Origin of the sequence: Nocardioides aurantiacus, assembly GCF_003752505.1 — a bacterium.
Taxonomy (GTDB): Bacteria; Actinomycetota; Actinomycetes; order Propionibacteriales; family Nocardioidaceae; genus Marmoricola; species Marmoricola aurantiacus.
This window is the reverse complement of sequence record NZ_RKHO01000001.1, coordinates 157,168-176,364: the sequence shown is the minus strand read 5'-3', so window position 1 is coordinate 176,364 and position 19,197 is coordinate 157,168. Positions and strand designations below refer to the sequence as shown.

General features: G+C 73.8%; 16 protein-coding genes. 4 read left to right on the top strand and 12 right to left on the bottom strand.

Annotation, left to right across the window (positions count from 1 at the left end):
• Positions 1–47: 47 nt before the first annotated feature.
• The 3 genes from topA to EDD33_RS00840 all read right to left on the bottom strand — a co-directional run bounded on the left by topA (position 48) and on the right by EDD33_RS00840 (position 6,472).
• Positions 48–2,810, bottom strand: coding sequence for a type I DNA topoisomerase (gene topA, locus EDD33_RS00850; RefSeq protein WP_123388726.1), 2,763 nt, complete (start codon positions 2,808–2,810; stop codon positions 48–50).
• A 180-nt stretch (positions 2,811–2,990) separates the two neighbouring features.
• Positions 2,991–4,754, bottom strand: coding sequence for an ABC transporter ATP-binding protein (locus tag EDD33_RS00845; RefSeq protein ID WP_123388725.1), 1,764 nt, complete (start codon positions 4,752–4,754; stop codon positions 2,991–2,993).
• Complete coding sequence (locus EDD33_RS00840) at positions 4,751–6,472, bottom strand: ABC transporter transmembrane domain-containing protein (RefSeq protein WP_211332367.1); 1,722 nt, start codon at positions 6,470–6,472, stop codon at positions 4,751–4,753. The genes EDD33_RS00845 and EDD33_RS00840 overlap by 4 nt, the downstream gene beginning before the upstream one ends.
• Positions 6,473–6,574: 102 nt before the next feature.
• Between EDD33_RS00840 and EDD33_RS00835 the strand changes: the two genes are divergently transcribed.
• A complete protein-coding gene (locus EDD33_RS00835) occupies positions 6,575–6,991 on the top strand; it encodes a hypothetical protein (protein WP_123388724.1) in 417 nt (138 codons plus the stop codon).
• Between the two features lie 117 nt (positions 6,992–7,108).
• Here EDD33_RS00835 and EDD33_RS00830 read toward each other — a convergent pair whose 3' ends face one another.
• The 3 genes from EDD33_RS00830 to EDD33_RS00820 all read right to left on the bottom strand — a co-directional run bounded on the left by EDD33_RS00830 (position 7,109) and on the right by EDD33_RS00820 (position 11,522).
• Positions 7,109–8,635 carry a DUF7059 domain-containing protein gene (locus EDD33_RS00830; RefSeq protein WP_123388723.1) on the bottom strand — a complete coding sequence of 509 codons (1,527 nt, stop codon included), beginning with the start codon at positions 8,633–8,635 and terminating at the stop codon, positions 7,109–7,111.
• An 80-nt stretch (positions 8,636–8,715) separates the two neighbouring features.
• Positions 8,716–11,016 carry a sodium-translocating pyrophosphatase gene (locus EDD33_RS00825; RefSeq protein WP_123388722.1) on the bottom strand — a complete coding sequence of 767 codons (2,301 nt, stop codon included), beginning with the start codon at positions 11,014–11,016 and terminating at the stop codon, positions 8,716–8,718.
• A gap of 170 nt (positions 11,017–11,186) precedes the next feature.
• Positions 11,187–11,522: an STAS domain-containing protein gene (locus EDD33_RS00820; protein ID WP_056542486.1), complete on the bottom strand. Its 336-nt coding sequence runs from the start codon at positions 11,520–11,522 to the stop codon at positions 11,187–11,189.
• Positions 11,523–11,649: 127 nt separating this feature from the next.
• On the opposite strand from EDD33_RS00820, the gene EDD33_RS00815 reads away from it, so the two are divergent.
• The gene (locus tag EDD33_RS00815; protein WP_246003289.1) at positions 11,650–14,013 is read left to right on the top strand and encodes a DEAD/DEAH box helicase; all 2,364 of its coding nucleotides are present in this window, start codon (positions 11,650–11,652) and stop codon (positions 14,011–14,013) included.
• Here EDD33_RS00815 and EDD33_RS00810 read toward each other — a convergent pair.
• From EDD33_RS00810 to EDD33_RS00785, 6 genes are all read right to left on the bottom strand, one after another.
• Positions 14,010–14,378: an Rv3654c family TadE-like protein gene (locus EDD33_RS00810; protein ID WP_123388721.1), complete on the bottom strand. Its 369-nt coding sequence runs from the start codon at positions 14,376–14,378 to the stop codon at positions 14,010–14,012. The two genes, EDD33_RS00815 and EDD33_RS00810, sit on opposite strands and share 4 nt — an antisense overlap.
• The gene (locus EDD33_RS00805; RefSeq protein WP_123388720.1) at positions 14,375–14,776 is read right to left on the bottom strand and encodes a TadE family type IV pilus minor pilin; all 402 of its coding nucleotides are present in this window, start codon (positions 14,774–14,776) and stop codon (positions 14,375–14,377) included. The genes EDD33_RS00810 and EDD33_RS00805 overlap by 4 nt, the downstream gene beginning before the upstream one ends.
• A gap of 110 nt (positions 14,777–14,886) precedes the next feature.
• Complete coding sequence (locus tag EDD33_RS00800) at positions 14,887–15,114, bottom strand: DUF4244 domain-containing protein (protein ID WP_123388719.1); 228 nt, start codon at positions 15,112–15,114, stop codon at positions 14,887–14,889.
• 149 nt (positions 15,115–15,263) lie between these two features.
• Positions 15,264–16,016 (bottom strand): type II secretion system F family protein, encoded by a 753-nt coding sequence (locus EDD33_RS00795; protein WP_123388718.1) that lies wholly within the window; start codon positions 16,014–16,016, stop codon positions 15,264–15,266.
• Entirely contained in the window at positions 16,013–16,843 is an 831-nt protein-coding gene (locus tag EDD33_RS00790; protein ID WP_123388717.1) for a type II secretion system F family protein, read from the bottom strand. The genes EDD33_RS00795 and EDD33_RS00790 overlap by 4 nt, the downstream gene beginning before the upstream one ends.
• Entirely contained in the window at positions 16,840–17,370 is a 531-nt protein-coding gene (locus EDD33_RS00785) for an ATPase, T2SS/T4P/T4SS family (RefSeq protein ID WP_425463828.1), read from the bottom strand. Before EDD33_RS00785 ends, EDD33_RS00790 begins: the two co-directional genes overlap by 4 nt.
• 129 nt (positions 17,371–17,499) lie before the next feature.
• Between EDD33_RS00785 and EDD33_RS20430 the strand changes: the two genes are divergently transcribed.
• Together EDD33_RS20430 and EDD33_RS00780 are read left to right on the top strand one after the other, a co-directional pair.
• Positions 17,500–17,661, top strand: coding sequence for a hypothetical protein (locus EDD33_RS20430; protein WP_246003704.1), 162 nt, complete (start codon positions 17,500–17,502; stop codon positions 17,659–17,661).
• Positions 17,661–19,181, top strand: coding sequence for a recombinase family protein (locus EDD33_RS00780; protein WP_123388716.1), 1,521 nt, complete (start codon positions 17,661–17,663; stop codon positions 19,179–19,181). The genes EDD33_RS20430 and EDD33_RS00780 overlap by 1 nt, the downstream gene beginning before the upstream one ends.
• The last annotated feature ends 16 nt before the right edge of the window (positions 19,182–19,197 follow it).

The window sequence follows — 19,197 nt, the reverse complement described above, 5'->3', positions numbered from 1 at the left end:
GACCGGCTTCTCCCGCACCGGGGCGCGGCACCTCCTCGCGGCACCCGTCAGGACTTCTCGGCGGCAGCCTTCGTCGTCTTGGTGGCGGCGGCCTTCTTGACGGTCGTCTTCTTCGCGGTCGTCTTCTTGGCCGTGGTCTTCTTGGCCGTGGTCTTCTTGGTCGCCGACTTCTTGGCGGGGGCCTTCTTCGCGCCCCGCTTGGCGGCCTTCTTGGCCGGGCCCTTGGCGCGGCGCTCGGCCAGCAGCTCGGCCGCACGCTCGGCGGTCAGCTCCTCGACCGAGTCGTCCTTGCGCAGGGTGGCGTTGTACTCGCCGTCGGTGACGTACTCCCCGAAGCGGCCCGCCTTGACGACCATCGGCTGACCGGAGACCGGGTCGTTGCCGAGCTCCTTGAGCGGCGGCGCGGCCGCCGCGCGACCCCGCTGCTTGGGCTGGGCGTAGATCTCCAGCGCTTCCTTCAACGTGATGTCGAACAGCTGCTGCTCGGTGGCCAGCGAGCGCGAGTCGGTGCCGCGCTTGAGGTAGGGGCCGTAGCGGCCGTTCTGCGCCGTGATGGTCTCGCCGTCGTCGTCGACACCGACCACGCGCGGCAGCGAGAGCAGCTTGACCGCCTGGTCGAGGTCGATGGTCTCCAGCGACATGTCCTTGAACAGCGACCCGGTGCGCGGCTTGGCGTTCTTGGGCGCGTCCTCGGGCAGCAGCTCGGTGACGAACGGGCCGTAGCGGCCGTTCTTGGCCACCACCGTCAGGCCGGTCTCGGGGTGCTCGCCGAGCAGCGTCTCCTCGCCCGCCGGGTTGGCCAGCAGCTCCTCGGCCTTGGCCATGGTGAGCTCGTCGGGGGGCAGGTCGTCGGGCACGTTGGCCTTCTTGGCGTACGCCGTCCCGTCGTCGCCCGGGCCCTCGAGGTAGGGGCCGTACTTGCCGACCCGCAGGTGCACCCCGCTGTCGGGACCGCCGATCGGGAAGGTCGCCAGCTCCTTGGCGTCGATGTCGCCGAGCTCGTTGACCAGCTTCTGCAGGCCCTCGACCTCGGGGGTGCCGAAGTAGAACTCGCCGAGCTCGGAGTTGCGGTCGCGCCGGCCGCCGGCGACGTCGTCGAGCACGTCCTCCATCTGGGCGGTGAACTCGTAGGACACCAGCCGGGTGAAGTGCTCCTCGAGCAGGCGGATCACCGAGAAGGCCAGCCACGCCGGGACCAGCGCGGTGCCCTTCTTGTAGACGTAGCCGCGGTTCAGGATGGTCCCGATGATCGAGGCGTACGTCGAGGGGCGACCGATCTCGCGCTCCTCGAGCTCCTTGACCAGGGTCGCCTCGGTGTAGCGGGCGGGCGCCTTGGTGGCGTGGCCCTCGGCGCGCAGCTGGGCCGCGGTGACCCGGTCGCCCTCGGAGACGTTGGGCAGCCGCGTCTCCTGGTCGTCGGTCGCGCCGTCGTCGTCGCTGCCCTCGACGTAGGCCTTGAGGAAGCCGTGGAAGGTGATGACGCGACCGCTGGCGGAGAACACGACGTCCTCGCCGGTCGCGGCGGCGCCGCCGAGCCGGATGGTGACCGACTGGCCCTGCGCGTCGCGCATCTGCGAGGCGATGGTGCGCATCCAGATCAGCTCGTAGAGCCGGAACTCGTCGCCGGTCAGGCCGCTCTGCGCCGGGGTGCGGAAGGCGTCGCCGGCGGGCCGGATCGCCTCGTGCGCCTCCTGGGCGTTCTTGACCTTCGAGGTGTAGGTGCGCGGGCTGTCGGGGAGGTACTCCGCGCCGTACAGCTCGCGGGCCTGGTTGCGCGCCGCGTTGACGGCCGTCTCCGAGAGCGTCGTGGAGTCGGTGCGCATGTAGGTGATGTGGCCGTTCTCGTAGAGCCGCTGCGCGATCGACATCGTGCGCGAGGCGCCGTAGCCGAGCTTGCGGCTGGCCTCCTGCTGCAGCGTGGTGGTGCGGAACGGCGCGTAGGGCTTGCGCGTGTAGGGCTTGGACTCGCGGCTGCGGACCGAGAGCTCGGTGTCCGACAGCGCGGCGGCGAGCGCCTCGGCGCGGGTCTTCTCGAGGTGGACGACGGCCTTGGCGCCGCTGGCGGCGGCGGCCTTGAGCTGGCCGTCCTGGCCGAAGTCGGAGCCGCGGGCCACGCGGGTGCCGTCGACGGAGTGCAGCCGGGCGGGGAACATCCGCTGCTCGTGGGCCGAGCCCGCGTCGAAGGTGCCCTCGAGGTCCCAGTACGACGCGACGCGGAACGCCATCCGCTCGCGCTCCTTGTCGACCACCAGGCGGGTCGCGACCGACTGCACGCGACCGGCGGACAGGCCGGACATGACCTTGCGCCACAGCACCGGCGAGACCTCGTAGCCGTAGAGCCGGTCGAGGATGCGTCGCGCCTCCTGGGCCTCGACGAGGTCCATGTCGATCTCGCGGGGGTTCGCCACGGCCGCGTTGATGGCGGCGGGCGTGATCTCGTGGAACACCATCCGGCGTACGGGCACCTTGGGCTTGAGCTCGTCGAGCAGGTGCCACGCGATGGCCTCGCCCTCGCGGTCCTCGTCGGTGGCGAGGAAGAGCTCGTCGGCGTCCTTGAGCAGTCCCTTGAGCTTGGTCATGTGCGACTTCTTGTCGCGGGAGACGACGTAGACCGGCGCGAAGTCGTGGTCGACGTCGACACCCAGGCGCGCCCAGGGCTCCCCCTTGAGCTTGGCCGGGATGTCGGCGGCGCTCTGGGGGAGGTCGCGGATGTGACCGATGGAGGACTCGACCTTGTAGCCCCGCCCGAGGTATCCCTCGATGGTGCGGGCCTTGGCCGGCGACTCCACGATCACGAGCTTGTGTGCCACGTCTGGGTTTCTCGTCCTTCGCTGGTGGTGCGTTGGGGTGCACGGAGGGTGCACGGGGGGTGCGGCGTCACCGTAACGCCTCGCCGCAACGCCTCGGCAAACCCGCCCGGTCGCCCGCACGCCGGTCCTCCCGGCGGGCCCCCTACGGGGGCCGGGGTCCCGGGAGGCCCGGCGACTGGTCTACCGGTGGTCCACTTCCGGGGCGTCCTCGCCGTGCCAGCTGCGCCAGAGCGCGGCGTACGAGCCGTCCGCCGCGACCAGCTCGTCGTGGCTGCCGAGCTCGGCGATGCGGCCGTCCTCGACGACGGCGACCCGGTCGGCGTCGTGGGCCGAGAACAGCCGGTGGGCGATGGCGACCACGGTGCGACCCTCGAGGACCGCCGCCAGCGACCGCTCGAGGTGACGCGCCGCGCGCGGGTCGATCAGCGAGGTCGCCTCGTCGAGCACCAGCGTGTGCGGGTCGACCAGCACCAGCCGTGCCAGCGCGACCTGCTGGGCCTGCGACGCGCTCAGCGCCAGCCCGCCCGAGCCGACCACGGTGTCGAGGCCCCCGGGCAGGAGCGCGACCCACTCCGCGGCGTCGACCGCGGCGAGCGCGTCGTGGATCCGGGCGTCCTCGGCCTCCTCGCGCAGCGCGAGCGCGAGGTTCTCCCGCAGCGTCCCGGCGAAGACGTGGTGCTCCTGGGTGACCAGCGCGACGTGGCCGCGCAGCTCCTCCAGCGGCAGCTCGACCAGCGGCGCCCCGCCCACGCGGACGCTGCCCGCGCCGGGCGGGTGGATGCCCGCCAGCAGCCGCCCCAGGGTCGACTTGCCCGCGCCGGAGGGCCCGACCATCGCGACCCTATCCCCCGGCGCGACGACGAGGTCGACGCCGTGGAGCACCTCGCGCCCCTCGACGTAGGAGAACCGCACCCCGCTGGCCCGCAGGTCCTCGCCGTCGGCGACCACCCCGGTCGCCTCGCGGTCGTCGGGCACCTGGGCCACGCCGAGCAGCCTCGCCAGCGCCGCGGCGCCGAGCTGCAGCTCGTCGAGGATCGAGACGATCCGGTCGACCGGGTCGATGAGCATCTGCACGTAGAGCGTCGCGGTGGTGACGTCGCCGAGCGACACCTGCCCCTGGGAGTGGAGGTAGCCGCCGACCAGCAGGGTGCCCACCGTGGGCAGCAGGTAGGACAGCTCCATGCTCGGGAAGAACACGGTGCGCAGGTGCAGGGTGTACTTCTCCGCGGCGTACGACGTGGCGATGGCCTCGTCGACGGCACCGACCCGTTCCTGCCCCAGTCCCAGCGCCTCGACCGTGCGGACGCCCTCGACGGTCTCGGTCAGGGTCGCGTTGATGGCGGAGTACGACGCGCTCTCGCGCAGGTAGCCGTCCTTGGCACGGGCGAGGTACCACCGCAGCCCGGCCACGAGCGGGGGCACGCCGAGCAGGCACGGCAGCAGCACCCACCAGCCCACGCTGAGCGCGGCGGCGAAGGTGACGACGGCGGTGATCACCGCGATCGTCCACTCGGGCAGCGCCCACCGCACCGACCAGGCGAGCTGGTCGGTGTCGCGGCCGGTGCGCGTGAGCAGGTCGCCCGACCCGGCGTCCTCCACGGTGCCCAGCGGCAGCCGCAGCACGTGGCCGACGAAGTCCTCGCGCAGCTCGGCGAGCACCTGCTCGCCCAGCACCTGGCTGAGGTAGCGCGCGAACCGCGTCAGCACCGTCTGCAGCACCAGGAACCCGGCGAGCAGCAGCCCCACCCGGTCGACGGCGGCCAGCGTGGTGCCGGTCTCGACGCCCTCGACGAGGTCGCCGAGCAGCCGCGGCGCGGCGAGGCCGGCCAGCGCCGCGCAGAGGTGCAGGAACAGGGCGGCACCGAGCATCCGCGGGTGGCGACGGGCCAGGTCGAGCGCGTAGCGCCGTACCTGCGGTCCCTGGGCGACCGGCAACGTGGTCATCGCGGGGCCACCTCCTCGAGGTCCTCACGGGTCACGGTCAGGCGGTAGTCGGTCACCGAGGCGAGCAGGTCGCGGTGCCGGCCGGTCGCCACCACGCGGCCGTCGCGGACGTAGGCCACCTCGTCGACCGCGTCGAGCAGCAGCGGGCTCGAGGTGGTCACCACGGTGGTCCGGCCGCGGCGGTGCTCGCGCAGCCGCCGGGCGATCGCCGCCTCGGTGTGGGCGTCGACGGCCGACGTGGGCTCGACGAGCACCAGCACCTCGGGGTCGAGCGCCAGCACGCGCGCGAGCACCAGCCGCTGGCGCTGGCCGCCCGAGAAGCTGCGGCCGCGCTCGGTGACGACGTGGTCGAGCCCGTCGGGCAGCGCCTCGACGACGTCCTGCGCCGACGCGGTCGCCAGGGCCGCCTCGACGTCACCGGTCCCGGTCACGTCGAGCACGTCGCGCAGCCGGCCGGAGAACAGGGCCGCGCCCGTGTCGGAGACCACCACGCGCCGGCGTACGACCTCCAGGGGCAGCGCCGTCAGGGGTACGCCGCCCAGCGTCACCGCCGCGTCGCGCGCCGGCGTGGTCAGGCCGAGCCGCTCCGCGAGCGCGGCCGTCTCGTCGGGCCGCTCCCCGACCAGCGCGACGATGCTGCCGCCGTGCACGTGCAGCCCGCTCACCGCGTCGGCGAGGTCGGACCCGACGGGCGGCTCCGGCCGGGTGCCCGTGGGGTCGGTGTGCTCGGGGTCCAGCGCCAGGAAGGCGATCACGCACTGCGCGGAGACGCGGGCGCGGATCAGCCGGTTGACGAACTCGGTCGCGGTCCGCAGCGGCAGCACCAGGAACGCGGCGTACCCGTAGAACGCGACCAGCTCGCCGGCGGTGAGCTCGCCCGCGACGGCGTACCGCGCCCCGAGCCACACCACGACGACCACGAAGACGCCGGGCAGGAACACCTGCAGCGCGTCGAGCACCGACTGCAGTCGCGCCACCTCGACGCCCGCCCGACGGGTGCGCTGCGACTCTGCGGCGTAGCGGCGGGCGAAGACCTGCTCGCCGCCCACCCCGCGCAGCACCCGCAGTCCCGCGACGATGTCGCTGGCGGTGTTGGACAGGGAGCCGGTGAGCTCGCGCTGGGCGGTGCTGCGGCGCTGCAACGGGGCGAGCAGGGGTCCGACGAGCAGGACGAGCACCGGCACCCCGACGAGCACGACCAGACCGAGCGTGACCGAGGTCTGCAGCAGGATCACCGCGACCAGCACGAACGAGACGATCGCCCCGGCGAACCGCGCCAGCACGTCCATCACGTGACCCAGGTGCTCGAGGTCGCTGGTGCCCATGGCGGCGACCTCGCCGGTGGAGGTCTGCCGCGGCAGCGAGCCGCCCAGCCGGGTGGTCTGGCGACCCACGAGCTGCACGGTGCGGTAGGCCGCGGTGAGCCAGTTGGTCACGGCGTACCGGTGGCGCACGATGCCGCTGCCCGCCTGGACCAGGCCGAGGACGAGCATCAGGCCGCCGTACGCCGCCAGGGTCCGGAGGTCGCGCGCGGCCACCCCGGCGTCGATCGCGCGCCCGATCACCGCGGGCATCACCGCCTGCGTGCCCATCCACACGATGCCGAACAGCATCGCCACGACGAGCGTGCGCCACTGCCCCCGCGCCATCCACCACAGGAACCGACCCGGCGACCGGTGGTCGGCGGTGCCGGGGTCGGCGAGGGGGAGGTGACGCACCCGCCCACGCTACGGACCGGGCCCTGTTCGGAGCGAGCCGTTTTCGCCCCCTCCCGGGTGTCGCCCGCACCCACGGGGCAGCGGTGGGCTAGGAACGCACCCGTGCACCGACTGAGACGCAACCGGCCGGCCCGGGCCGCGGTGGTGACGCTGCTCGGCGTGCTCGCGCTGACGCTCGCGTGGGAGCTGTTCGCCGAGGGGCCGAGGTGCAGCACCTCGCCGGACGACCTGTTCGGCTGCTTCGTCGAGCAGGTCGCCGTGGTCGGCCTGGGCGTGCCGCTGCTCGTCTACTGCCAGGGCTTCGCCCTCCGGGGGCTCGGCGGCGCCCACTCCGTCGGCGGGGCGGTCACCTCCCTGTCGGGCGGCGCGCTCCTCGGGTGGTCGTTCAGCACCGTCTCCCCGTCCCCCGTCGTCGCGTCGTACGCCCCGCTCGTCGTGGCCCTCACGGCCGCCGCCCTCATCGCGCTCTGGGCCGACCTGGTCGGCGGCACCCCCCAGCCGCCACGCGAGCACCCCTGACGGCGTCAGCTCCGTGGGGAGGTCGCACGACGAGCGTGGGACGTCATACGAGACGGCCGCCCCCACGACCAGGACGTATGACCTCTGCCCCCGATCGGACCGGCGCTCCCGCCCGACCTACAGCGTGAGGTGACCGTCGGTGACCAGCTCGCGCACGACCGGGAGGTACGCCGACCGCAGCTCGGACTCGTCGCGCTCGAGGAGCTGGGCGAGCGCGCCGAGGACCTGGCCGACGCTGAGCTCGCCGTCGCAGGCCCCGACCAGCGCGGCCTCGACGGTGTCGACCTGCCGGGCGCGGCGCAGCAGCCGCTGCTGGCGCACGACGATCTCTTCGGGGTCCTCGGCGCCGGGCGCGCCGTAGGTCTCCTGGCGCACGTCGACGCGGGTCACCGGACGAGCGGCGAGCAGGGCCGCGTCGTCGAGCGAGCGCAGCGCCGCGAGCCGGGCGAAGCGGTCGGTCACCTCGGGGCCGATCGGCTGCTCGACGTCGTAGGGCCACTCCTCGAGGTGGTGCTCCCCGGCGCCACCCGCGCGGAGGTTGATCCAGCCGAACCCGACGCCCACCGCGCCCTGGTCGGCGAACCACGAGAGCCAGGTGTCGTAGCGCTCGACGTACGCCGCCGCGTCGGTCCGCCCCGTCGAGGGGTGCAGGCCGGCGTCCTTGAGCCAGAGCTCGACGTAGGACGGCAGGTCGACCACCTCGCGCTGCAGCACCCAGGCGTCGCACGCGTCGGCGCCGGTGCCGTCGGGCAGCCAGGACGCCAGCCGCTCGTCCCAGGGGCGATCGCCGAGGATCATCCAGTTGGCCAGGACCTGGCCGGTGCCGCCCTCGGTGAGCAGGCCGGGCAGGCCGCGCACGATGTGCTCGACGACCTGGTCGCCGGGCAGCCCGGAGTCGCGGTAGACCAGCCGCTCCCCCGTCGCGGGCGAGATCACGAACGGCGGGTTGGTCACGACGAGGTCGAACAGCTCGCCGGCGACGGGCTCGAAGAACGACCCCGAGCGGGTCTCGACCGAGCCGACCGCGTTGAGCTCGGCGTTGACCCGGGTCAGCCAGAGCGCGCGCTCGTTGACGTCGGTCGCCACGACGTGGGCCGCGTGCGGAGCGAGGTGGAGCGCCTGGACGCCGCACCCGGTGCCGAGGTCCAGCGCGCGGCCGACCGGCTCGCGCACGGTGAGCTGGGCCAGCGAGGTCGCGGCCGAGGAGATGCCGAGCACGTGGTCGCCGGAGACGTGCGAGGGCCGGCCGTCGAGGCCGGGGGTGAGGTCGCTGGCGATCCACAGGTCGAGGTCCTCGGTGGCGTAGGGCCGCACGTCGACCCGCGCCCGCACCTCGGCCACGGACCGCTCGAGCAGCCCGGCCGCGCACAGCGGGTCGAGCAGGCCGGGCAGCGCCGCCTCGACCGCGGCCACCGCCACGGGCGCCTGCAGCAGCCACAGCCGCGTCAGCGTCTCGACCGGGCTGCCGCCCCGCGTCGCCCGCAGCCCGGGCACCGTCTCGTTGCGCGACAGGGCCGCGTGGGCCACCGGCCCGAGGGCCTCGGCGACGCCGTCGTAGGTGAAGCCCGCCGCCTGCAGCGCGGTGCGCAGCCGCCCGGTCCACTGCGCCGTCGTACGCCCTGACTGCCCCGCCGTGTCCGCCACCCCCGCACGCTATCCGGCCCCGGACGCAGCACGGCCGGTCGCCCGCGGGGGACGACCGGCCGGGCCGGTGGTGCGTCGGCTCAGGTGGTGGTGTGCGCCTGGGCCGGGGCGTCGTCGGTCATGACGTTGCCACGCCGCTTGGACACGACGACCGCGAACACGATGAGGGCCAGCGAGACGAGCGCGATGGCGATCCTCAGCACGTCGTTCTGGTCCTCGCCCACGCTCAGCGACACGACCGCGCCCGCGATGAGCAGCGAGACGAGGTTCATCACCTTGATGAGCGGGTTGATCGCCGGACCGGCGGTGTCCTTGAAGGGGTCACCGACGGTGTCACCGATGATCGTGGCCTCGTGCGAGGCCGATCCCTTGCCGCCGTGGTGGCCGTCCTCGACCAGCTTCTTGGCGTTGTCCCAGGCACCACCGGAGTTGGCCAGGAACACCGCCATCAGGGTGCCGGTGCCGATGGCACCGGCCAGGAAGCCCGCCAGGGCGCCGACGCCGAGACCGAAGCCGACGGCGATCGGCGACAGCACCGCCAGGACGCCGGGCGCCACCAGCTCGCGGAGCGAGTCGCGGGTGACGATGTCGACGACCTTGCCGTACTCCGGACGGCCGGTGCCCTCCATGATCCCGGGGATGTCGCGGAACTGGCGACGCACCTCGTAGACCACCGCGCCGGCCGCGCGGGCGACCGCGTTGATGGCCAGGCCGGAGAACATGAACACCACGGCCGCACCCAGCAGCACGCCGACCAGGACGCCCGGGTTGAAGACGTCGAAGGTCAGCCTGGACAGCTCGTCGCGCGTCGGCGACGCCTCGGCCAGGGCCTCGATCACCGAGGTGGAGTAGGACCCGAACAGCGCGGTCGCCGCCAGCACGGCGGTGGCGATCGCGATGCCCTTGGTGATCGCCTTGGTGGTGTTGCCGACCGCGTCCAGCTCGGTGAGGATCTGCGCCCCCTCCGGGCTGACGTCGCCCGACATCTCCGCGATGCCCTGCGCGTTGTCGGAGACCGGGCCGAAGGTGTCCATCGCGACGATGACGCCGACGGTGGTCAGCAGGCCGCAGCCGGCCAGGGCGACCGCGAACAGCGAGACCGTGACGGTCGCGCCGCCGAGCAGGAACGCCCCGAAGACCGCCGCGCCGATGACCAGCGTGGTGTAGACGGCCGACTCGAAGCCGACCGAGAGGCCGGAGAGGATGACGGTCGCGGCTCCGGTGAGGGAGGACTCGCCGACGCCCTTGACGGGGCCGTACTCCGTGCCCGTGTAGTAGCCGGTCAGCGCCAGGATGCCCGCGGCCATCACGATGCCGATGACCACGGCCAGCGAGGCGATCACCCGGGGGTCGCCGGACGCGGTCGCCATGTCGGCGCCGCCCACGTTGGCGAACTCCGAGAAGCTGCCCGGCAGGTAGACGAACGCCGCCAGCACCGAGGCGACGGCTCCGACGGAGGCCGAGATGTAGAAGGCGCGGTTGATGGTCGTCAGGCCGTTCTCGCCGGCCCGCGGCCTGGTGATGTAGACGCCGAGGACGGCGGTGAGCGCCCCGATGGCCGGGATCACCAGCGGGAAGACCAGGCCGTCGTCACCGAACGCCTGCGAGCCCAGGATCAGGGCGGCGACCAGCGTCACGGCGTACGACTCGAAGAGGTCGGCGGCCATGCCGGCGCAGTCACCCACGTTGTCGCCGACGTTGTCGGCGATGGTGGCGGCGTTGCGCGGGTCGTCCTCGGGGATGTTGTTCTCGACCTTGCCGACGAGGTCGGCGCCCACGTCGGCGGCCTTGGTGAAGATGCCGCCGCCGACCCGCATGAACATGGCCAGCAGGGCCGCGCCGAAGCCGAAGCCCTCGAGGACCTCGGGCGCGGAGTCGCGGAAGACCAGCACGACGGTGGCGGCACCGAGCAGGCCGAGGCCCACGGTCGCCATGCCGACGAACGCGCCGGTGCGGAAGCCGATCCGCATCGCCGGGTCGCGTCCCACGGTGTTGGCCGCGGCGGCCACACGCAGGTTGGCCTGCACCGCCAGCGACATGCCGAGGTAGCCGATCGCCGCCGAGAAGCCGGCACCGACCAGGAAGAACACCGAGCGCCCGATGCGGACCCCGATGTCGTCGGCCGGCAGGGCCAGCAGGAACACGAACGCCACGGCGGCGAAGATGCCCAGGGTCCTGAACTGGCGCTGCAGGTAGGCGTTGGCGCCCTCCTGCACGGCGTGCGCGATGTTCTTCATGTTGTCGGTGCCCTCACCGGCGGCGAGAACCTCCTTGCGGAAGACCACGGCCATGCCGAGCGCGCCGAGCGCGATCAGGAGGACCAGGACGACCAGCACGAGGTTGCCACCGGAGAGTTCGACGACGGTGTTCTGCCCGTCCATGTCGCTCCTCGGGGGATGGAAGAAGGTGACCGCGCCGGAGTCTACGTGTCATGGGTCACAGTGCTGTGACCTGTGACACACCCCCAGGTGTGTCGGCGTGGCGGGCGTGCAACAGCCCCGGAGCACAGGGTGTCCGGGGCTGGTGAGGGGCGCCGCGTGAGCGGTCCGGGTCAGGCGCTGAGCGCCTGCTCCTCGGAGTCGTGGATGGTGAAGACCTTGGCCAGGCCGGTGATCCGGAAGATCTTGAGCAGCCGGTCCTGGGAGCAGATCAGCGCCATCGAGCCGTCGTGGGCGCGGACCTTCTTCAGGCCGCCGACCAGGACGCCGAGACCGGTGGAGTCGAGGAAGTCGACGCCCTCCATGTCGATCACGAGGTGGTGGTGGCCCTCGCCGACCAGCTCGGTGATCTTGTCCCGCAGCTTGGGGGCGGTGTAGACGTCGATCTCACCACCGACGGCGACGATGGTGCGGTCAGCCACCTCGCGTGTCTGCAGCGAAAGATCCACGAATCTCACCTCCGAACGAGTTCCTGGCGGTCCTCGCTCCTTGCGTACCGGTCGACGGCAGTCATTGAACCACGCGGCGCGGTGCCACCGCCGGGCAACTGTCCGACCCCGCTGACAGACTGTGCAGGTGCAGGTCCTGGACGTCGAAGCACTCGTGGGGCGGCTCAGTGGCGCGCCCGGACGCGAGGACGGCCTGACCCACCTCGAGGTGCTCGAGGCCCGCGAGGCGCGGCACGCGCCCTGGCCGGAGTGGCTCCACCCCGACGTGCGCGACGCCGTCGTCCGGCGCGGCGTGACACTGCCCTGGACCCACCAGCGCCGGGCCGCCGACCTGGCCCACGGCGGCACCCACGTGGTCCTCTCCACCGGCACCGCGTCGGGCAAGTCGCTGGGCTACCTGCTGCCCGCGCTCCACGCCGTCGAGTCGCAGCGCGGCCCCAAGGGCCAGCGCGGCGCCGCGGTGCTCTACCTCTCCCCCACCAAGGCGCTGGCCCAGGACCAGCTGGCCGCCGTGCGCCGCCTCGGCCTGCCGGACCTGCGCGCCTCGACCCACGACGGCGACTCCACGCCCGAGCTGCGCGAGTGGACCCGTGACCACGGGGAGTACGTCCTGACCAACCCCGACATGCTGCACCGCTCGATGCTGCCCGGCCACGAGCGGTGGTCGCGGTTCTGGGGCGCGCTGCGCTACGTCGTGGTCGACGAGTGCCACCACTACCGCGGTGTCTTCGGGGCCCACGTCGCGCAGGTCCTGCGACGACTGCGACGGGTCGCTGCGCTGCACGGCGCCCACCCCACGTTCGTGCTGGCCTCGGCCACCGTCGCCGAGCCCGAGGTATCGGCCCGACGGCTGACCGGCCTCGACGTCACGGCCGTCACCGACGACGGGTCACCGCGGGGACGCACCGCGATCGCGCTGTGGGAGCCGCCCTTCGTCCCCGGCGTCGGCGAGAACGGCGCGCCCGTGCGGCGCTCGGCGGCCAGCGAGGTCGCCGGCCTGCTGACCGACCTCGTGGTCGACCGGGTCCGCACGCTGGCCTTCGTCCGCTCCCGCCGAGGGGTGGAGACGGTGGCGCTCTCCGCCCGGCGTCAGCTCGCCGAGGTCGACCCCGCGTTGGTCGACCAGATCGCGGCCTACCGCGGCGGCTACCTGCCCGAGGAGCGCCGGGCCCTCGAGGACGCGCTGCGCGACGGCCGGCTGACCGGGGTCGCGGCCACCAACGCCCTCGAGCTCGGCATCGACGTGAGCGGGCTCGACGCCGTGCTCCTCGCCGGCTTCCCCGGCACCCGGGCGGCGCTGTGGCAGCAGGTCGGCCGCGCCGGCCGGGCCGCCACCGACGCGCTCGGGCTGATGGTGGCCCGCGACGACCCGCTCGACACCTACCTCGTTCACCACCCCGAGGCGCTGCTGGGCGCCCCCGTCGAGGCATGTGTCTTCGACCCCGACAACCCCTACGTCCTGGGACCCCACCTGTGCGCGGCGGCGGCCGAGTCGCCGCTGCGCCACGAGGACCTGCCGCTCTTCGGCCCCGGCGCCCGCACGGCGGTGGACGCGCTGACGGCGGGCGGCCTGCTGCGCCGACGCCCCCACGGCTGGTTCTGGACCGACCGCAGCCGGGCCAGCGACCTGGCCGACATCCGCTCCACGGGCGGGCCGGCCGTGCGCCTCGTCGAGGACGTCACCGGACGGGTGCTCGGCACCGTCGACCACGCCGCCTCCCACGGCACGGTCCACCCGGGCGCGGTCTACCTCCACCAGGGCGAGACCTGGATGGTCTCCGAGCTCGACCTCGAGGAGTCGGTGGCCGTGCTCCACCGCGACGACCCCGACCACTCCACCTCGGCCCGCGAGGTCGTCGACATCGAGGTGCTCGGCGAGCGCGAGTCGACCTCGTGGGGTCGGGCGCGGCTGACGCTGGGCGACGTGCGGGTGACCCACCAGGTCGTCTCCTTCCTCAAGCGCCGGGTGCCCTCGGGCGAGGTGATCGCCGAGGAGCCGCTCGACCTGCCCGAGCGCACCCTGCAGACGAGCGCGGTCTGGTGGACGCTGCCCCCCGCGGTGCTCGCGGAGTGCGGCGTCGACGAGCGCGACCTGCCCGGCGCCGCACACGCGGCCGAGCACGCCTCGATCGGCCTGCTCCCGCTGTTCGCGACCTGCGACCGCTGGGACATCGGCGGCGTCTCCACCGCGCTGCACCCCGACACCGGCATGCTCACCGTCTTCGTCCACGACGGACACCCGGGTGGGTCCGGTTTCGCGGAGCGGGGGTACGCCGCCGCGGGCCGCTGGCTGCGGGCCACCCGCGAGGCCATCGCCTCGTGCGGCTGCGCCGAGGGCTGCCCCTCCTGCGTGCAGTCGCCCAAGTGCGGCAACCAGAACAACCCGCTCGACAAGGCCGGCGCGGTCGCCCTCCTCGACGTGCTGCTCGCCGGCGCCCCGGCCGACCCGCCCCGGGCACCCGAGCCCCGACCGGCCGGCCGCGCGGGCTAGGGCAGCTGCCCCACCGGGCCGGCCCGAGCCCGGGCCCGCAGCTCGAGCGCTCCGCCCGGCAACCGGCCCGTCCGGGCCTCGGTCTCGACCGTCACCACGAAGCCCTCCACCTGGCACCGCACCACCCGCGCGTGGTTGCGCACCGCCACCCGGCGGGCCGCACCGCAGGCGTCGCCACCGTCCTGGACGGCGCCGGCGGCGGCGAGGGAGGCGAGGTCGGCGGCCGACTGGGCGGCTCGGTGGCCCAGCACGACCGAGGTGACCCCGACGGCGGCGAGGGTGACCGTGACCAGCACTCCGAGCAGGGCGGTGGAGACCACCACCGCGAGGCCGCGCTCGTCACGGCCGGAGGCAGGCCGCCTCACGACCCGGGCTCCGCCGCGGCGACCGCCTCGGCCTCGACGGTGTGGGAGCCGAGGGCGCCGAACAGGCCACCCGGACCCCGGACCGGGGCGGAGACGCGGGCCACGACGAGGTCCTCACCGACCTCGACGCTGACCCGGCTGCCGGCGGGGGCGACGCGCCGGCCGAGCGCTGCCGCCTCGCCCGCGGAGTCGGACCGGGCCGCGGCACGGGCGACCTCGCGGGCGGCGTCCAGCGCCCGGACCTGGGTCACGCCGAGCGAGACCAGCCAGGCCATGGCCAGGGTGAACAGCACGAGGACGGGCAGCGCCATCGCGGCCTCGGCGGTGACGGCGCCCCGTTCGTCGCCGGCGGCGGGCGCGCTGCGCCGGGCCGTGGCGCCGGGTCGGTGGTGGTGCATGCGGTGCTCCTCCTCTACTGGGCTGGGTGCCCGGCTGGGGCTGGTTGCTGGGTGCTGGAGACCAGCGGGGTGGGCAGCCCGACCCACCCCGCCGGCCGTCTGGGTGCGACCTAGAAGGGCAGCAGGCTGCCGATGCCGCGGAAGATGGTCTGCAGCAGCTCCTGACCCGCGTCGCTGGTGAGGAACTTGAACAGCAGCGCACCGAAGCCGACGCCGGCCCCGGTGACCGTGGCGTACTCGGCGGTGGTCGCGCCGTCCTCGCCGCGGAGCCGCGCGGCCGCCACCGGGAGCTCGGAGGTGGTCTGGTCACCGACGGGGGCGAGGGATGCGTTCTTCATGGGTTTCTCCTTGGATCGGCCCGGGCCTTGGGACCCCGGGCTGCTTGGTTGACAGCGAGGAGGCTGCTCCGGCGCCCGACGGTCGGCGAGGGGGTCGACGCGATCGGTGGACAACGCGGCTGCGGCAGGCACCTGTGGGGACGAGGTGGCTACCGGAACACCGACATCGAGGCGAACGCACCGGCCACGAGGGGCACGATGCCGAGCAGCACGAAGGCCGGCAGCAGGCACAGGCCGAGGGGTGCGGCGGCGCTCACCTCGATGCTCCGGGCGCGGGCCTCGACCTCGGCCTCCGCGCGCTCGCGCAGCTCCGCGGCCAGGCCGCGCACGGCCGTCGCGACCGACGCGCCGCTGTCGTGCGCCCGCGCGACGGTGCGGCCCAGCGGCCCCAGCTGGGGATGGGAGGCGAGGTCGTGCCACACCGTCGCGGGGTCGACACCGAGCTCGAGCCGCGCGTGCACGGCCAGCAGCTCCTCCTCGACCGGGCCGCCCAGCGCCCGACCCACCGTCACCAGCGCGGCCTCGGGCGCCGCTCCCGCGTCGAGGCAGGCGGCGAGCAGGTCGACACCCGTCGGCAGCTCCTCGTCGAGCCGCTCGCGCCGTCGCGCCAGCGCCGGGTCCTCGGCCCGGCCCAACACCCGCCAGGCGACCGCTCCCGCCACCGGGGCCGCGACCGTCCCGACCACCCCGCCCAGCAGCGCCCAGGCGCCGAGCGCGACGAGGCACGCGAGCGGCGCCCGCAGCCGGGCGAGGAGGGCGCGCTCGTCCCCGCTGCCGGAGGCGCGGGAAGCCCGGCCCCCCGTGCCTGTCGGAGCCGGCAGCGCGAGTGCCCGGGGCGGGGCCGCGAGCAGGACGCAGGCCCCCACGAGGAGGGCCACCACGACCGCGGCGGCCGGTGTCACCGCAGCACCCGGTCGCCGATGCGCTCCAGCCACGCCAGGCCGAGCCAGCTGAGCCCCAGGCCGAGGGTCAGGCACACCAGCCCCCCGGTCGTGCCGGTGAGGAACCCGACGGGGTCGGTCCCGATCCCGATCGCCATCAGGGCGACGAGGGCGGGCAGCGCCGCGAGGGTGCGCGCCGTGGCCCGGGCGCCGGCCAGCTCGGCGGCGACCAGGCGCGACGTACGCCGCCGGCCCCGGGCCGCGGACGCCGCCTGGGCGATGGCCGGGGCCAGCCCCGAGCCGGTCTCGTGCGCCACCTGCCAGGCGGCGGCGACCCCGCGCAGCTCGCCTGCACCGGCGAGGAGCCCGACCGCCCGCAGCGCACCCGGCACGTCAGCGTCCACCCGGGCCGCCACGGCGACCGGTGCGAGCTCGGGCCACTCGTCGGCCGCACGTTCGAGCGCCCGGACCGGCGGCTGGCCCGCCGCCAGGTCGGCCGCCATCGCCTCGCAGACCTCGAGCACCTCGCCCCGGCGGCGGTCGGCATCCGCCCGCCGCCGTCCACGGCGGACCGACCGCACCGTCGCCCCGGCCACGGCCAGGCCCAGGCCGACGAGCACGAGCTGTCGGGGACCGAGCCAGCTCCAGGCGGCCGCCGCGAGCAGCCCCACGGCCGCCACCACCAGCCGCGACGCCACCGGCCCGGGGGCCTCACGCGGGGCGTCGAGGACGACCCGGGGACGGAACGCCAGCGCGGCCGCCACGGCGGCGAGGCCGACCGCCAGCAGGCCCGCCGGCCCCACGGCGACCGACCAGGTCGCGGCGGCGGGAGCGGGCCAGCCGCTCACGGCTCGACCAGTGCGGTGAGGCGGTCCAGGCCCGGCCCGGGCAGCAGCCGGCCATCGTCGGCGAACCCCACCCCCACCTGCACCTCGACGCCCCGCTCGCCCTCGCCGACGACACCCACCTCACGGACCCGGCGACGACCGTCACGGCCACGACCGAGGTGCACCACGACGTCGACGGCCGAGCGGAGCTGGCTGTGGGTCGCCTCCCGGCTGAGGCCGGCGGCCAGCGCCAGCGCCTCGACCCGGCTCGGGACGTCGGTGGCGGAGTTGGCGTGCAGGGTCGCGCAGCCGCCCTCGTGGCCGGTGTTCATCGCCGCGAGCATGTCGACGACCTCGGCCCCGCGGACCTCGCCCACGACGAGCCGGTCGGGCCGCATCCGCAGCGCCTGCCGCACCAGGGTGCGCAGGGTCACCTCCCCCGCGCCCTCGATGTTGGCCGGCCTCGCCTCGAGCGAGACCACGTGCGCGTGCGAGGGCCGGAGCTCGGCTGCGTCCTCGACCAGCACGATCCGGTCGGCGGGGTCCACCGCGGACAGGAGCGCGTTGAGCAGCGTCGTCTTGCCCGACCCGGTGCCGCCGCTAGTGGAACCAGTAATGTCACCCGTACGCTTGAAGTCCGACCCCGCGGCCGGCGGGCAAGGAACCGGAGACCGCAGATGCGAGACGTGATCCTGACCCGCAGCGAGGCGCTCGACCTCAGCAGCGAGCACTACCTGGCAGGCAACATCTTGACCAACCCTGACTGGGATGCCCCGCTCGCGGAGATCGAGGCTGCCCTGTCCTACTGGAACGTCACCGTGCTGGAGGACGAGGACTAATGAGCCCGAAGAAGATTCGCACGTGCGTTCTGTACGTCCGCATCTCACTGTCTACGGAGGAGTCTGTCTCGCTCCAGCGGCAGGTCGAGGCCGGGACCGCCTACGCCGCTGCACGCGGTTGGAAGGTCGTCGGGGTCTTCCGGGACGAGGGGGTCTCTGCCACCCGCAACAAGCCCGAGGATCGAGTGGGGTGGCACGCACTGCTCGAGTCTCGCGCGCCCTACGACGCGGTTGTCGTATGGAAGGTGGACCGTCTCGCCCGCCGGGTCATCGACTTCCTGAATGCGAACGAGGCCCTGAAGGGTCGCGACGCGGGCATCGTCGCCGTCGAGGATCCCATCGATATGACAACCGCCCAGGGCGAGGCATTCGCGATCATGCTCGCGGTGTTCGGACAGATGGAGGCCGCCACGATCCGCGCCCGCGTCGCGGCTGCCCGGGACTACCTGCTGCGGTCGGGTCGGTACGTCGGCGGGGCGGTGTTGTACGGCTACCGCGCCGCGCCCAACCCCGCGGGGCCTGGGTACGTGCTGGTGCACGATGTCGAGCAGATCGGCTACGTCCGCGAGATGGTCCGACGGACCCTCGCAGGCATGTCCATCTACAGCACGATGCAGTGGCTGGACGAGGTCGGCGCACCGACCAAGAAGGGCCTTGACACGTGGTCCTACAACTCCGTGGACCGCATCCTGCGGCACCCGTTGCTGGCAGGCATGGTGCCGCACAACCCCGGCCACACCGACACCCAGAACCGCCGAGGCGAGGACGTCGTTCGGGACGACGACGGCCTGCCGGTAGTCGATGACTCACTGGCGGTCATGCCGGTAAACCAGTGGCGAGCGATGCAGGCCAAGTTGGCCGAGCCCACGGCCCGGCGGCAGCCCCGCGCCATGCGCCGCAAGCACTCGGGGGTCCTGTCCGGGCTCATGTGGTGCGGAGACCCGCGCCACGACGAGCCGGTGCGGATGTGGCGCGGCACGGTCGGCTCGGGCACCGGGCCTCGCCCCGCGTATACCTGCAAGAAGTGCTTCCAGACCCTCTCGAACGCCGAGGAGTTGATCGTCGCCCACGTCCTGGCAGAGCGCGGGAACCTGCTCCACCTCAACGTTGTTGAGGAGGTCGTCGAGGGCGGCTCTATCGCGATGCAGGAGGCGTCGATCCGGCTCGCGGACCTCGGTCGCGAGATGGTGGCCGCGACCCCGGAACGCGCCGCCCAGATCGTCAACGAGATGACCAGATTGAAGGAGATCCAGGAGCACGCGCGTCACGAGCCGCCGCAGGTGCGCCACGTGCCGGTCGGGGGCGACCCACGAACCTTCCAAGAGGACTGGGATCTGGCCACGTCGGACGAGGAGCGCCGCACACTATTGGGACACGCTGTCGATCGGATCGTGATTAGGCGGGGCGCGAAGGGTGCGTGGACGGACACCGCCAAACTTGCGCGTATGACGTTTGAGTGGATGCCCGCTGGTCAGCTGGATCATCCCGGCGACGCTGCCTTGGCGGGCTGGGCGGAGTAGGGCCGGAGCGTCGTCT

What these genes read in the sequence shown, in the direction of transcription:
- EDD33_RS00845 (WP_123388725.1), bottom strand. Translation starts at nt 4,754, where the DNA reads ATGACCACGTTGCCGGTCGCCCAGGGACCGCAGGTACGGCGCTACGCG.
- EDD33_RS00825 (WP_123388722.1), bottom strand. Translation starts at nt 11,016, where the DNA reads ATGGACGGGCAGAACACCGTCGTCGAACTCTCCGGTGGCAACCTCGTG.
- EDD33_RS00805 (WP_123388720.1), bottom strand. Translation starts at nt 14,776, where the DNA reads ATGCACCACCACCGACCCGGCGCCACGGCCCGGCGCAGCGCGCCCGCC.
- EDD33_RS00800 (WP_123388719.1), bottom strand. Translation starts at nt 15,114, where the DNA reads ATGAAGAACGCATCCCTCGCCCCCGTCGGTGACCAGACCACCTCCGAG.
- EDD33_RS20430 (WP_246003704.1), top strand. Translation starts at nt 17,500, where the DNA reads ATGCGAGACGTGATCCTGACCCGCAGCGAGGCGCTCGACCTCAGCAGC.
- EDD33_RS00780 (WP_123388716.1), top strand. Translation starts at nt 17,661, where the DNA reads ATGAGCCCGAAGAAGATTCGCACGTGCGTTCTGTACGTCCGCATCTCA.